This window comes from Oceanobacillus arenosus (assembly GCF_003369575.1).
GTDB lineage: Bacteria > Bacillota > Bacilli > Bacillales > Amphibacillaceae > Oceanobacillus > Oceanobacillus arenosus.
The window spans coordinates 152,119-164,576 of sequence record NZ_PIOC01000019.1 but is presented as its reverse complement, the minus strand read 5'-3'; the positions used below and the strand labels follow the sequence as shown (position 1 = coordinate 164,576).

Here is a 12,458-nt window from a genome sequence, read left to right as displayed (position 1 = left end):
ATACTGATCCGCCCAATATTTCGATAGTTTTGGATTGAATTTATTGTCAAATGCTTGTTTTCTGCGTATGTGAAGGGTGAATTTTATATTCATGATGTCACCCCGCCTTGTTGTGAACTTCCGTCAGCTACATCGATTTTCACTTTATACTTGATTGCATTGATTTCTTCCTTGGTACTTTCGAAAGCATTATTCCAACGTTTCATATTTCCGTACGCTTCGGCTTCTTCCTCCCGCAAATCCACGATAGCTAGTTCGGCGACTGCTGTTTTATTCTTCGTTGCGGATATATAAGCTTCTGCATGTACTCTTTTTCTGGTAGCATATACTCTTTTATAATTCTCGCTAAATGTTGCAGCTAACTTACCGATAAAGACTAATTGCTTTGACAGTAATTCAATCCGTTGTATTTTCATGTCGTCGCCCAATTGATTAATTAACTTTTGATAATGGAGAATGTCATTCAAATGATCGTCGATTTGTTGTTCGTTCATTTAACCAACTTCCTTCATTTTTACAACAACACGAGGATTTGACTTGTCCACTTCGAAATAGTTTCTTATCTCGCCAATCTCATTCCAGCCATCATTTTTTAACTTTCCTGCTTTTACTAAACCATCTAAGATAAATTTCGTTCCACCGCCCGCAATGTTATCGGGATCTTTTCTTTTATCTTTGCAATACCAGGTAACCTCAAAATCTGCTTTATTAAACTTTGGTAGATTACCAGCGCTTATTTGTACTAGCGCTGTGTAATCCTTTTTCATATTTGCATACACCATATGATGCTTTTTAGATGCTGCAATAATTTCATTCATCGATGGTAATTCGCCTGGTATGGTAAATTCACTCATATAATGTTTTCAGCTCCATTTCTAGTTGCTTGTCGGTCAATTTCTCGTACACCCTTCTGCTATATCCTGTTACCAAACAAAGTTGTTCTATGATGGATTCACGTTCTTCTTTTGTCACGATTTACCACCAAGTTTCTTCCCTGGAACCATCAAAGTTGATTTAGCCATTTTATTTATTTTTCCGTGTCGGCCTTGATGAAAAAGGGCAAGAAATACTTCGTCTGGATCTCGTTTTATTTCGTGAGCGATTTGTGCTACATGAGCGCCATTGTTATAACGTTCTGTTATTTCTTCCAATTGTTCATTTGGAAATGCCAGTTCCAATTCTTCCAGGCAATACGTATATCCACCCGTTTCTGGTAAATATGGAATTGTGTATGTGTCTGTTTTCACGCACTCACCTTCATTTCAGCCAATTTCCTGTCTATGGTTGCAAATAACTCCGAAACTGCTGCATCCCTATCAAAATCACAATCTCTATCGGGGCAAGGATGAAAGCTTATGCCCCAGCTGTGTTCTATGTTTATTCCGCCTGTTCCGTTGCATGTTTTACACATTGGATTCACCTTCTAACAGTTCTGGATTTTCGTATATGTTGCCGATTACCTTATATCCGCGTTTATAATTCAAATTCATTTGGTTAAAAACAAAGTCATTCATTCCCGAAAACCTGTATCGACCATCTACAAAAATTACTTGATGTTTGTACTGATGGTTTAGGGAAGGAGAATCGTATTGTAATACATCACCTTCATAAATCTCCTTGCCGTTCTTGTCGGTTAATCCTGTGTATTGCATGTATTTAAGGTGTTCTTTATATACATCGTGACCATCTGGCGAAACGTTTCTAATGTCTGTACATTCGATTCCTGGACTACCCAAGGCAAATATAACGTCAATATCTTCACCGCAATAAAGCATTTCATCTGCGACGTTATCCCATGCTCTGAATTTTATCTCCCTCACACCGCATCCCCCTCAATTACCTTCATTTAATCCAGTCCTTTCATTCGATGATCTGGTCCATCAATTTTTAATATCTTTGCCTTTGATGACATCCTGCTTAATATCCGTTTTCCATGAGTTTCTCCATACTTTTGTTTTACTTCAGAACTTGGATAATTCAGATTGTAAAGATTCGCCTTACCTTGTCTGTGGTCCAAAATTTGATATAAAATATCACCGCTCCATGTTTCAAAACCACCATCTGATTTAGAACGTTCGCCCGCTATTTCATCAAGCACCAGGACATCTACATCATTGATAGTTTGTAAGATTTCATCTTCTGTTAATTCACTGTGGCGGTTGTACGTGCTTTGGATTAGTTTCATCAATTCTGGTACTTTGGCGAACAACACTGTTTTATTAACTTTGTAAGTTATTTCTTTACCTTCCCAATTGGTTTCTTTCCATGGTATTTTTTGCTTTTCCAATTCCCTTGCAGCACATCTGAACAAATGGGATTTTCCAGTACCAGGATCACCTTGGAATAAAATCGAATTATGTTCCCCTTCGATAAATTCATATGTTAGTTTCATTGCTAGTTTTTGAGATTCGGTTTTTGGAATATAATCATCAAATGTCACATATTCTAATTCAGAAGGGATATATTGAATCGTTTTTACTTTATTTGTTATCTCCCGTCGCTTAGGCGGCTCATAACCATCTGTTTCTTTTTGCGATATCTTTTTATTTTCACATTTTAGGCAAAGACTGTACTCTTGGCCGTTTCTTTTATAAATGGGTACCTCTGATTCGCATTCTGGACAAATGCGATCGCCTATATGTTCAATACCAGTGCTTTTCAATATATCCATTTCTTTTATGCTTTTCATGGTTGTCCTCCCTTCCTAGAAAAGATTGTCGTAATCATCCGTTTGTTTTGACCCTTGGTTTAGATAGCCTTCAAATTTAGGGCTAAATAATGTTTCTGGTCTAAGGAATTTGCTCATTTTATCGTCGTTTTTCCATTCACGATATTTTGTATCAATTACTGATTTAAAATCGTCCATCCTAAATCCTTCATTCCAGCGTGCTTTGATTAAGTTCTTGGTTTTAGGAGTTGATGATCTATAATTTTTATTAGCCACGTCGTTGAGATAATTTATTATCTCGACATAAGGTATTACTTCTTTCTCTTTATCTAGTTCTATATCTAGTTCTAGTTCTAGTTCTGTTGCGTTACTTTGCGTTACATGTAACGTTACATCTTCATTCGGTTGTTCTAATGCGTTTTTCTCCCTGTGTTTAGCAACTCTTTTTCTTGTTTGTTCACGAATTTTTTCTAATTTATCAACACTTTGATATTTCTCCCAGTTTTTTATATAGATCACTTCATCATAAATTTCTATCATGCTTAGCTTTTCGAGAGTTTTAAGTGCAAACTGTATTAAATCAATACTAAATTCAAACTCATCCGCCAAATCTTCAACCGTATAAGGCATATCTTCCAAAAAGAATAATCCGCCTTTGTTATTCGATTCCGCTGCTTTTAGTAAAAGGAAAACCCATATTAGAATGATGTTATTTCCATCTGGTAGCCTTCTTATACGCTTTATTTTTCTGTTGTCTGGCATACCCACACTAAGCTTTATCCACTTGACATCATTCATTTTGTCACCTCAAATCCCACTCATCCTTGTAAAAGTTAGGACCATATCTATCCGTATAAACATCAATCCAGTAATCTGCTAATTCATTGTCCTTATGCACTTGTATATGGCAACCGTTGCAAAGGGTAAGAGCGTTGGTAAAAACGCCCCTTCCACCTCTGCTTTTAAACATGACATGATGCACTTCCGTTCCTACTTGTCCACATTGTTGGCACAATCCACGATCCCGATCATTTACTTTTTCCCTGGTTTCTTTGTTGAATTTGCCTCTATTTACACGCTTAGGTACTCGACGTTTGTGATTAGGTTTTGGAATAGCTGCCATTAGACCGCCCCTTGCTCTTTTTTAATCCCATCTAGCCACATTTCCAATTGTTTTATTATTGTTTGAGCTTGTTCTTCTGTTAATTGGGTTATATCCGTTATATTTAATACTTCATAGACCTTATCCAACGTTTGATTTCTTGCTTTTGCATATTGATGTGATTTAGACTTAATCATTCCAACTTGTTGCGGCGTGATAGCTCCTTCTGGAGGTGGTCCGTTTTCTTGAAAATCATTTCCCAATGAGCCATTTGCATCATCGTCTTTTTCAGTTGCTACACCTAACATTGCTGACAAGGAATATCTTTTTAGATATGTTATCTGACCACCCATATCTTGGATGCTTTGACTAGCAGTCATTTTTAAAGGATTAGATTTAATCCATTCACCCGAACTATGGAGAAACATTGTATCTACATACAAGATGGTTTTTCCGTTCACATCTTCTGTATAAGCACCCTGTATGATGGTTATTCCGTTCTCTTTAAAAGCTGGTTTAACTTCATCAAAGATCCCCCCCAAATCAGTGTAATCAAAGGTGTATTGTCCGCCATTCTTAGTCTTTACTTTTACATTTTTATTGTGCTTGGGATTATTTATATCTCCCCACGCTTTCGCTAAAGCTGCAGAAATTTTTGTTATTGATTCAGATGTTTTCATTCAATCACCGCCCATGAAATACCATTTTTATTCATGTAATCTACCAGTTCAGATAATTGTTGTTCCGTTCCAATTACTTGATAGTTTTTTATATGGGTAGATTCAATATTTGCAAACGGATCAGCCATAAATCCTTCATCCATTGCATCATCCGCAGAAGAAAACGGGTCTTTAATTTCTTCGATTACAGGCGGTTCGACAGGTTTTGATTCTTCCTGTTCCTTAGCTGTCTCTTTTTGTTTTTCACGTTCTGCAATAGCCTGTTTCCGCTTTTCTTCACGTTCTAGTTCTTCTCGTTTTCGTTGTTCTGCTAGTAATTTCTTATCAATTTCATGTTGGACATCTTTATTAATTTGATTTGATATTTCATTTACATCTTTAAATTCTAGTAATCTTAAATATCCGATGTCAGACATATTCAATTCATTTTCAGCATTCACTAGTTTTACTTGATTAACGATCACTCGCTTGTCCGACTCTTCTTTATCCTGCTGTACCTTCAGCATGCTTACATTGGTTGTTAATTCTTCTTTGATGGATTTCAATGTTTTGCTTTTCGTCAAATGACTATCAAGCACGGTGATTTTAATCGCATATTTTTCTATCAAGTCATATTCCTCAATTAATTGTGCAATGATCTCCTGGACCTTTTGACGTTTCTCCTCACGGCGATTTTCTTCAAATTGTTCATACTGATCTTTCAAAGGAATAAGTACCGCATTAAACTTCTTATCCAATTGTTTACACTTATTCTCAAATTCCGTAACAGATGCAGTAAGCTGTTTCTTAGTTTCCTTACGGTAGGTATCAAGCGATTTCTTACCTTTGTTCAGTTCGGTAATTGTCGATTTACATTCGGCTGCATCATCTTCTGTAAAGGTAAGACCATCATATTTTTTAAGACTTTCGTCCAGGATTGCTTCTAATTCTTTATAATTAAATTCAACAACTGCTGGCGTTAGCTTGATTGTTTTGACTTGTAATTCGTTCATCTAAAGTCACTCTCCTTATGTCCAGCTTCTTTCATTGCTATTTCATTCCAGGAGACACCACGTGGGCGAATAGGATCAGATGAAACCTCTTCTATGAATTGAGACTCATACAACTCTTTAAATTCAGCGTTGTACGTCTCATCAGTCATAATTGTTTCAAATAAGCAATTGTTATACTCGAATGAGAGACGAATAGGAAATTCATCATTAAATTCCTCTTTGTTAATTTTTCTCCCTTCAGCAAAATTTTTAAATGCTTCCTCACCTAACTGTATTTCTATTTTTTTACTTAGAAAATCAGTTGAAAAACCAAGTGCTCCTTCTTCTCTTGCACTGCGTACATTAATCCCGATTTGGATAAAATCATTTAAATTCATTATTCAACTCTCCCTTTTTGTGTTATAATCCTCGTAATTGATATTTTTTTAATGAGCCGTGTTGGTAGCACGGTTTTTTTACACATTATCGATGCTCAACTGTTCAACTTTGTTTATGATTTCAACATTCAACATTTTTTCTTTCGCTTCGTTGTAAAAATCTTTTTCGATTTCAAAGCCAAAACTGTTACGATTTAATTCATATGCAGCCCTTAAAGTAGAACCACTTCCGGCACACGGATCAACCACCACATCACCCTCGTCTGTAAAAATTTTAATCAATTCTTTCAATGTATTCACAGGTTTTTGTGTTGGATGAATTTTCGGGTACTCTTTTTTGTTATCTCGCTTCCATTCAAACCAATTTTTAATCATTCTGCCTTTAGTTGTTTCTGTTTTGCCATTTCTAAACTTGGGCAACTTGTCACGATATAACACAACAGCATGTTCTGTAGCGCCAACTATTTTCATATTAGCCTTTAAAACTTGCGAACTAGTATTCTTTATAAAAAACAATGGGTATGAGTTTTTAAACCCGTATTTTTTCCCATATTGTTCAATCATTGGCATTTGTTGATAGGAACAAAATACGATCATAGCAGGCGCTTGGTTTTTCTCTTTCGGTTCTTTTTTTAATAGCTTGCTACAAAAGTGCATATACTCAACAAGGTTGAAATTTTCATCTGTTTTAAAGAATGATTTATTTGCTAGTTTGCTCTCACCGTTTTTATTATCACCATCTACATACCATTGGTTGCTAGAAGCATAAGCATTGTTTCCTAGATTGTAAGGAATATCCGCTATAACAAGCTGTGCCCTTGGAATGTTGTACCTTTTAAAATTCTGAAAATGATCGTGATGTAATTCCATCTTTATTTTATTTGTCATTTTTACATTTCCCCCTCAATAATTAACCACTAACACCCACAACCCCATTACAACCACTATAGCGATTACGTTATAAAACCAATCTGATTCTATAAGGCGGTTCATCTATTCCACCTCATATGCGACTTGCTGCATATTTACGTTATCGATCTCAATTTTTAAACTTGTCGAAGGTTGCCACATACCAATAAAGCGAAGTCCTTCATCAAATTGAACCTTAGGTAATTCGGAAAATCTAGGAATCATAAAGTAATTTTTGAAATCTCTCCACATTTCCGAAAATGCTTTGCGTGATACACTTTTATAAGCTGGGGAATGTTTCCCGCCGAGCGATTCAATGACAACTCGATTACCTTTGTTTTGAAGTTTTCTTTCTTGGACGCCATCGATGCGCATGTTTTCTTCTAAGTTGGAAATTCGTTCATCATGTTCTTGTGTCTTTTCTTCTAGTTCGAGTGATAATTTAAGCATTTCAATGCGTTGTTCTTTTTCCGTTAATGCTTTTGGCTTTTGTAACTCTTGTTCCATTTCTTCAAATCTAGTTACATATTCGGCTGTAAAAAGCACACCTTTTTCACCAGTCATTTTATTTGCTACCATGTTGCAGCCTTTTTTAGTTAATAAGAAGCAAGGTCTTGATTGATTGTTGTTGTCCTTGTAAGAACTTTCTATGAAAAATTTGCTGTGGTCGATTTCGCCCTCGGCTAAATATCCGATATAACCGCGAATGCTTTTCATTAATCCGTTATGTTCACGATCCACCATCTTTGCAACTTCACGACTTTCTGTAACTAATTGGCCGTCAACTGAAATAACTTGTAATTGATTCATTTATTTCCCTACCTCCTTCTCGAATTCTTCAATTTTAGCTACAACATACTTCGGTAAATCCTTATAACGGATATCATGCAATTTACCGTTTTTGTCTACTTTCCAGAATCCAACTGAAATTTGACCATCTTCAAACTTACGAACATTAACTGCATACTTGCCGTCATTCCATCGTTTGCGGATCATTAATTTACCTCCTCTTGGAATAAATCATTTAAAGTGCAGCTAAATACTTTACAAAGCATCTTTGCTTCACGGATTGTAAATTCTTTCTTACCAGCTTCTTTTTCGTGGTAAGTCTGTGGATGTAGACCTATTTTTTTCGCTACATCCTTTTGGTAATATCCTTTTTCACGTCTGGCAACATAAAGTTTTATATTTTTAGTCATGGCTGTATTTCAATCCTCCTAACCGTATTTCATATCCGCAAAACTGATTTAATTTACATTTTTATCAGTTTTTCTGATATTAGGAGGTAAAAAAATTTCATCTATATTCCTATTAAACATTTTAGCGATGAGGAAAATTTCTTTATACTTAAAATCAGATAAACCATCTTCTTTCATGGAATATGTTTTTGGGTTGATTTTTAAAACATGAGCCATGTCCTTTTTAGTTAATTTGTGTTGTTTGCGTAATATAATTAATTCTCGATGCATGTTTTCACCCCCTCTCCTGCTGCACTTAATTATCCATATCACCTCCGCAATCTATTAAGTATATGTATAATTTATATCAGATATTCTGATAAGTCAACAAAAAAATCAGAAATACGAATAATTTTTATTGAAAAGTACATAATACTGATATATACTATTTTTAGACATATATTGTAGATAAAATATAAAACGCAGAAATGAATATAATTATAATAAAAGTAATGGAGGAAGCAAAAAATGGACATGAACAAATATGTGGGTAGTAAAATAAAGGAATATAGAAAGAAGATAAAAATGAATCAAACTGAATTAGGAAAAAAACTTGGGGTTAACCAAAATACAATTTCTGGTTATGAAAATGGTGAATGGGAAGTTAGTTATGAAAACTTACATAAGTTAGCTAGTTTATTTGATATTAAAATAAATGATTTTTTCCCACCAACTACAGAAAAGACGGAATTACAAAGAGCTTTAGAATTAGACGGAGGAAAAGATTTAACAAGTAGCGATATTAATTTGTTAAATCAAATTTTAAACAAAGCCCTCACTATGGAGGGCAATGAAAGAAAAAGACTACTTGAGTCCATTAGTATTGCAGCTGACGTCATCAAGAAAAACAAGGATTGATCTATCCATTTCATAGTTGTCTAAATAACCGTTTTTAATCATTCTTACAAGTATTGTAAATTTTTTCAATTCTTCATCTGTCATAACATCGCCGCCTTTTAAGAATATTAAAATTTAATAAATGAGGTGTCTATTTGGCTTACAAAGTCGGAAGATGCCTACTTCGACAAAAGCTTAAAGATGCCGGGATGACACAATTGCAATTAGCTAACAAACTTGGTGTAACAGAGCAACAAATCAACAAATATGTAAACAATCGCCAAGGAATGTCTTTACAAGTAGCAAAAAATATTGCGGTCATTCTAAACTGTCACACCGACGATCTTTATGAATGGGTCATAGTAGGCGAAAATGAGTAGAAAATAATCTACTCACCGACTAAACAAAGCCAAATAGCTTAGTTTAATTATTGCGTAAGTTTTCCGAAAAGTAAAATGTAAAAATTTGGAAGTTAAGTACGCCCTTGCTTGATTATTCTATAAATAGAGTATATCATAAAGAGAACAAATGTTCTATAATTATTTTTAAATATTTAAGGAGTGCATAAAATATGCCTGTATACAAAGACAAAGAAAGAGGAACTTATTACTTCATAACAAGAGTAAATGGGAAGCAAATAAAGCGTAGAGGGTTTAAATCAAGTGGAGAAGCTAAAAGAGCGGAAGCACAAGCAATATTAGATGCAGATGAACTTGATCTGGAGGATCCAACGTTTGAGTTTATGGCAAATGAATATTTAGATTGGTACAAAAAGCGTCGCAAAGAATCTTCTTATAATAAGATAAGTGGAATCACTAATAACCATTTAATTCCGTTTTTTGGTAAGAAGAAATTAAACAATATTAAAAACAGAGATATAACAAAGTTTCATGATAAGTTAATTGACGACAAAAAAGCTGTTGCCAGTATGAAGATTATCCATGTGGTGCTGTCTGCTATATTTAACTATGCGATTAAACAGGAATACACAACTAAAAACCCTGCCAGGATAGTCGGTAATGTGGAAGGGAAGCCTAAAAAGCATATGGATTACTGGATCTTGGATGAGTTTAAAAAGTTTATCAATGAGGTGGATGAGTTTATCTACTATGTTTTTTTCATGACTTTGTATTATTCCGGGATGCGGAAAGGCGAAGCGTTAGCCTTAACTTGGGGTGATGTTGATTTTGATAACAATAACATAAATGTGGACAAGACAAACTACAATTTAAAAGTTACTAGTACGAAAAATGAAGTAGTGCGTAAAATTGAAATGCCTAAATTCGTAATGCGGCTACTTTCGCAATTAAATGCACAATGTGAAACAGAACCAAAATTGACATATAATGTGTTTGGTGAATTCCATAAACCTTTGCCAACTTCCACCATCGATAGAAGGTTAGCGAAGTATATAAAAGCATCTGGCGTTAAAACGATACGTATACACGATTTCCGTCATTCACATGCCAGCTATTTAATAAATAAAGGTGTAATCATATCTGTTATTTCAAAAAGATTGGGGCATACGAATGTTGCTACAACTTTAAACACGTATTCACATTTATATCCGTCGACAGAAAGCGAAGCCGTCAAAGATATGGAAAACGACTTTATGACTGCAGAAATTATTGAATTTAAAGCGAAATAATTCAAAAGTGTTACCACAAATGTTACCACAGTCTCAAGAATGTTGATGTGGCGGTACTAAAAGTATATATGTATAGAATCCCACCTTCTCCGCCATAATAAACGATAAATAGTTAATTAGCTACGATTCAATCCCTCTTACCATCGTAATGAAATCCATCTTCCTTCGTTCGAATGTCATTTTCTTCACAAAGCCTAGTTTTTCATACAGATTGATTGCACGCTCATTAAACGTTGCAACAGTCAGCCGAATCGCGCCATTTTTATTTTGGGCTTCGATAAATTCCAGTATTTGAGCGAAGAATTCAGATCCCATACCCTTCCCAGTAAATTCCGGTTTCATGCCAATTCCAACATCGATAAAATCTTCTTTGTATGCCCCATATTGCACGCCTGCAGGAACTTGCGCAGACTTGCCAATACAAAAATAGCCCACCAATTGATTATATTCATCAAGTACAACAAAATATTTATTCGTTACTAATTCCAAGATTGCATCACTTGTTAGTACATGATTATAAAAGTCGTATGGTTTTTCATACTTCCAACAAAGAATTTCTACTGCATATTTTTCCGTCATCTTTTGAATCGATAGCTTCATTGATATTCCCCGTTTCAAATTTTAACTATTACTATTCTAACTCTATTATAGACCTTTTCCTCCTACTGTGCTAAACTCCGTTTCTGCAATAATCGGTAACTATCATAATAGCTGTTCCTATCACTTCATAGGAATTGTATGGGACTATGCTTATGCTTATGTTCATATAATCAAAATACCGAAGCACGCTTTACATGCTGCTCCGGTATTTAACAATTTAGTAAAAATCCTTTTTCCGCTTCCGATTATCTAATAGCTTCTTCACAATCGGATAGATTAAAGGTCCATATCGTATTAATCTTTTCACCCATCGTCCCATGTTAAACCTCCTAAAACCAGGAATCACTTGTCTTCTATAGCATTCCTTTATTAGGAAAAAATAAACTTCCATCTACATATACTCGTCCTAATTTGCACGTTTTGTTTGTTCAATATATACCCAAGTCATTTGCGATATCTCGGTCACTTTCCGCTCATAATTCGAACCTTCGAACACCCTTACCATAGAAATTAGCACGCTCTCCAATAGAAAAAGACGTGGCACTTCTGCTTTCAATTCTTCTAACAGAAATCGGGGATAATCCACTTTATTTGCGTTTCCATTTTCCTCATTATCTAATGTCTCCACCAATTCTTCTAATAGTTGAATCGTTTGCTTTTCAATATCGCGAATATTTAATTCAGCATCCTCCGAAATAAATGAATGCAGACTAAGTGGCAGTAGCACTTCCTTTGACTGCTGCTGCTCCTTAATTAATGGCTTCATACGATTTAATGTATATCGAATAATATCCTCGGGTGCCATGTCTTTATGCCCCATGAACTTCCCTACATTAATAAAATGATGGACGATTGCCTCAAATATCGTGGCATGATCCCATGCATAATGTTCCGTTTTTTCACCATTTAGTTCAATCATCCTTTTTCTTATCCATTGAAGCTCAATCAGATGCTGCTTTTCAAGGAAGGATCGCAGTTCTTCATCCTCGGAAAACGTTATGGAAGAAAATAATGCCAATAAATGATGCTTGCGGTCTACATTCATCCTTGCAGCAACTTGGGCAATAAATACCTCCTCATCATTACTCTCCTTGCCTTGTTCCAGCTCTTTTCTCCTTTGGCTCCACTCCTCCTGGACATATTCCAAAATCGCCATAAGACATTCATTCTTCGATGTAAAGTAATTATAAAAGGTTCCTTTTGCTATTTGCGCTTCGTCTAAAATATCTTGGATTGACGTGGCTGAGAAGCCCTTTCCAATAAATAATTTATGTGCTGCATCAATAATTTTTTCCTTTTTCCGGTTCATGTTTTCCCTCTTTTGTACTCATAGTCTATTTTAATATAACAGATTAAATCCTTTATTATCAACGTTACTAAATAACACGAACTTAAACGTTGAAAGTT

General features: G+C 35.0%; 21 protein-coding genes. 3 read left to right on the top strand and 18 right to left on the bottom strand.

The features are described from left to right. Positions 1 to 89: 89 nt before the first annotated feature. The 16 genes from CWR48_RS13980 to CWR48_RS13910 all read right to left on the bottom strand — a co-directional run bounded on the left by CWR48_RS13980 (position 90) and on the right by CWR48_RS13910 (position 8,197). Entirely contained in the window at positions 90 to 494 is a 405-nt protein-coding gene (locus CWR48_RS13980) for a hypothetical protein (protein ID WP_115773860.1), read from the bottom strand. Continuing rightward, positions 495 to 854 carry a RusA family crossover junction endodeoxyribonuclease gene (locus CWR48_RS13975; RefSeq protein ID WP_115773859.1) on the bottom strand — a complete coding sequence of 120 codons (360 nt, stop codon included), beginning with the start codon at positions 852 to 854 and terminating at the stop codon, positions 495 to 497. Next, the gene (locus CWR48_RS21015; protein ID WP_281270287.1) at positions 847 to 972 is read right to left on the bottom strand and encodes a hypothetical protein; all 126 of its coding nucleotides are present in this window, start codon (positions 970 to 972) and stop codon (positions 847 to 849) included. The genes CWR48_RS13975 and CWR48_RS21015 overlap by 8 nt, the downstream gene beginning before the upstream one ends. Beyond that, complete coding sequence (locus tag CWR48_RS13970; protein WP_115773858.1) at positions 969 to 1,247, bottom strand: hypothetical protein; 279 nt, start codon at positions 1,245 to 1,247, stop codon at positions 969 to 971. Before CWR48_RS13970 ends, CWR48_RS21015 begins: the two co-directional genes overlap by 4 nt. 156 nt (positions 1,248 to 1,403) lie before the next feature. Next, positions 1,404 to 1,820, bottom strand: coding sequence for a YopX family protein (locus CWR48_RS13965; protein ID WP_211316750.1), 417 nt, complete (start codon positions 1,818 to 1,820; stop codon positions 1,404 to 1,406). A gap of 26 nt (positions 1,821 to 1,846) precedes the next feature. Next, positions 1,847 to 2,689 carry a P-loop NTPase family protein gene (locus CWR48_RS13960; RefSeq protein ID WP_115773857.1) on the bottom strand — a complete coding sequence of 281 codons (843 nt, stop codon included), beginning with the start codon at positions 2,687 to 2,689 and terminating at the stop codon, positions 1,847 to 1,849. 15 nt (positions 2,690 to 2,704) lie between these two features. After that, positions 2,705 to 3,466 (bottom strand): phage replisome organizer N-terminal domain-containing protein, encoded by a 762-nt coding sequence (locus tag CWR48_RS13955; protein WP_115773856.1) that lies wholly within the window; start codon positions 3,464 to 3,466, stop codon positions 2,705 to 2,707. A 4-nt stretch (positions 3,467 to 3,470) separates the two neighbouring features. Continuing rightward, entirely contained in the window at positions 3,471 to 3,791 is a 321-nt protein-coding gene (locus CWR48_RS13950; protein ID WP_115773855.1) for an HNH endonuclease, read from the bottom strand. Next, positions 3,791 to 4,450, bottom strand: a complete 660-nt coding sequence (locus CWR48_RS13945) for an ERF family protein (RefSeq protein ID WP_115773854.1) — start codon at positions 4,448 to 4,450, stop codon at positions 3,791 to 3,793. Before CWR48_RS13945 ends, CWR48_RS13950 begins: the two co-directional genes overlap by 1 nt. Further along, a complete protein-coding gene (locus CWR48_RS13940) occupies positions 4,447 to 5,442 on the bottom strand; it encodes a DUF1351 domain-containing protein (protein ID WP_115773853.1) in 996 nt (331 codons plus the stop codon). Before CWR48_RS13940 ends, CWR48_RS13945 begins: the two co-directional genes overlap by 4 nt. Beyond that, a complete protein-coding gene (locus CWR48_RS13935) occupies positions 5,439 to 5,819 on the bottom strand; it encodes a hypothetical protein (protein ID WP_115773852.1) in 381 nt (126 codons plus the stop codon). The genes CWR48_RS13940 and CWR48_RS13935 overlap by 4 nt, the downstream gene beginning before the upstream one ends. 78 nt (positions 5,820 to 5,897) lie before the next feature. After that, positions 5,898 to 6,707: a DNA-methyltransferase gene (locus CWR48_RS13930; protein ID WP_115773851.1), complete on the bottom strand. Its 810-nt coding sequence runs from the start codon at positions 6,705 to 6,707 to the stop codon at positions 5,898 to 5,900. A 105-nt stretch (positions 6,708 to 6,812) separates the two neighbouring features. After that, positions 6,813 to 7,538: a Rha family transcriptional regulator gene (locus CWR48_RS13925; protein ID WP_115773850.1), complete on the bottom strand. Its 726-nt coding sequence runs from the start codon at positions 7,536 to 7,538 to the stop codon at positions 6,813 to 6,815. Beyond that, positions 7,539 to 7,724 (bottom strand): hypothetical protein, encoded by a 186-nt coding sequence (locus CWR48_RS13920; protein WP_115773849.1) that lies wholly within the window; start codon positions 7,722 to 7,724, stop codon positions 7,539 to 7,541. Continuing rightward, positions 7,724 to 7,927, bottom strand: coding sequence for a helix-turn-helix transcriptional regulator (locus tag CWR48_RS13915; protein ID WP_115773848.1), 204 nt, complete (start codon positions 7,925 to 7,927; stop codon positions 7,724 to 7,726). Before CWR48_RS13915 ends, CWR48_RS13920 begins: the two co-directional genes overlap by 1 nt. Before the next feature lie 48 nt (positions 7,928 to 7,975). Next, positions 7,976 to 8,197 (bottom strand): helix-turn-helix transcriptional regulator, encoded by a 222-nt coding sequence (locus CWR48_RS13910; protein ID WP_115773847.1) that lies wholly within the window; start codon positions 8,195 to 8,197, stop codon positions 7,976 to 7,978. A gap of 237 nt (positions 8,198 to 8,434) precedes the next feature. Between CWR48_RS13910 and CWR48_RS13905 the strand changes: the two genes are divergently transcribed. From CWR48_RS13905 to CWR48_RS13895, 3 genes are all read left to right on the top strand, one after another. Then, positions 8,435 to 8,824: a helix-turn-helix transcriptional regulator gene (locus CWR48_RS13905; RefSeq protein WP_115773846.1), complete on the top strand. Its 390-nt coding sequence runs from the start codon at positions 8,435 to 8,437 to the stop codon at positions 8,822 to 8,824. A gap of 134 nt (positions 8,825 to 8,958) precedes the next feature. Beyond that, positions 8,959 to 9,183: a helix-turn-helix transcriptional regulator gene (locus CWR48_RS13900; RefSeq protein WP_115773845.1), complete on the top strand. Its 225-nt coding sequence runs from the start codon at positions 8,959 to 8,961 to the stop codon at positions 9,181 to 9,183. 191 nt (positions 9,184 to 9,374) lie between these two features. After that, positions 9,375 to 10,451 (top strand): site-specific integrase, encoded by a 1,077-nt coding sequence (locus tag CWR48_RS13895; RefSeq protein ID WP_115773844.1) that lies wholly within the window; start codon positions 9,375 to 9,377, stop codon positions 10,449 to 10,451. 120 nt (positions 10,452 to 10,571) lie between these two features. Here the strand turns inward: CWR48_RS13895 and CWR48_RS13890 are convergent, their stop codons facing one another. Beyond that, positions 10,572 to 11,051 (bottom strand): GNAT family N-acetyltransferase, encoded by a 480-nt coding sequence (locus CWR48_RS13890; protein ID WP_115773843.1) that lies wholly within the window; start codon positions 11,049 to 11,051, stop codon positions 10,572 to 10,574. Between the two features lie 406 nt (positions 11,052 to 11,457). Continuing rightward, positions 11,458 to 12,360: a TetR/AcrR family transcriptional regulator gene (locus CWR48_RS13885; protein WP_115773842.1), complete on the bottom strand. Its 903-nt coding sequence runs from the start codon at positions 12,358 to 12,360 to the stop codon at positions 11,458 to 11,460. Positions 12,361 to 12,458 lie beyond the last annotated feature (98 nt).

Excerpts from the sequence above, each read along its gene's own strand:
- CWR48_RS13975 (WP_115773859.1), bottom strand. The coding sequence starts at position 854 with ATGAGTGAATTTACCATACCAGGCGAATTACCATCGATGAATGAAATT.
- CWR48_RS13960 (WP_115773857.1), bottom strand. The coding sequence starts at position 2,689 with ATGAAAAGCATAAAAGAAATGGATATATTGAAAAGCACTGGTATTGAA.
- CWR48_RS13910 (WP_115773847.1), bottom strand. The coding sequence starts at position 8,197 with ATGCATCGAGAATTAATTATATTACGCAAACAACACAAATTAACTAAA.
- CWR48_RS13905 (WP_115773846.1), top strand. The coding sequence starts at position 8,435 with ATGGACATGAACAAATATGTGGGTAGTAAAATAAAGGAATATAGAAAG.
- CWR48_RS13955 (WP_115773856.1), bottom strand. The coding sequence starts at position 3,466 with ATGAATGATGTCAAGTGGATAAAGCTTAGTGTGGGTATGCCAGACAAC.
- CWR48_RS13920 (WP_115773849.1), bottom strand. The coding sequence starts at position 7,724 with ATGATCCGCAAACGATGGAATGACGGCAAGTATGCAGTTAATGTTCGT.
- CWR48_RS13940 (WP_115773853.1), bottom strand. The coding sequence starts at position 5,442 with ATGAACGAATTACAAGTCAAAACAATCAAGCTAACGCCAGCAGTTGTT.
- CWR48_RS13950 (WP_115773855.1), bottom strand. The coding sequence starts at position 3,791 with ATGGCAGCTATTCCAAAACCTAATCACAAACGTCGAGTACCTAAGCGT.
- CWR48_RS13885 (WP_115773842.1), bottom strand. The coding sequence starts at position 12,360 with ATGAACCGGAAAAAGGAAAAAATTATTGATGCAGCACATAAATTATTT.
- CWR48_RS13895 (WP_115773844.1), top strand. The coding sequence starts at position 9,375 with ATGCCTGTATACAAAGACAAAGAAAGAGGAACTTATTACTTCATAACA.
- CWR48_RS13935 (WP_115773852.1), bottom strand. The coding sequence starts at position 5,819 with ATGAATTTAAATGATTTTATCCAAATCGGGATTAATGTACGCAGTGCA.
- CWR48_RS13930 (WP_115773851.1), bottom strand. The coding sequence starts at position 6,707 with ATGACAAATAAAATAAAGATGGAATTACATCACGATCATTTTCAGAAT.
- CWR48_RS13890 (WP_115773843.1), bottom strand. The coding sequence starts at position 11,051 with ATGAAGCTATCGATTCAAAAGATGACGGAAAAATATGCAGTAGAAATT.
- CWR48_RS13980 (WP_115773860.1), bottom strand. The coding sequence starts at position 494 with ATGAACGAACAACAAATCGACGATCATTTGAATGACATTCTCCATTAT.
- CWR48_RS13925 (WP_115773850.1), bottom strand. The coding sequence starts at position 7,538 with ATGAATCAATTACAAGTTATTTCAGTTGACGGCCAATTAGTTACAGAA.
- CWR48_RS13915 (WP_115773848.1), bottom strand. The coding sequence starts at position 7,927 with ATGACTAAAAATATAAAACTTTATGTTGCCAGACGTGAAAAAGGATAT.
- CWR48_RS13945 (WP_115773854.1), bottom strand. The coding sequence starts at position 4,450 with ATGAAAACATCTGAATCAATAACAAAAATTTCTGCAGCTTTAGCGAAA.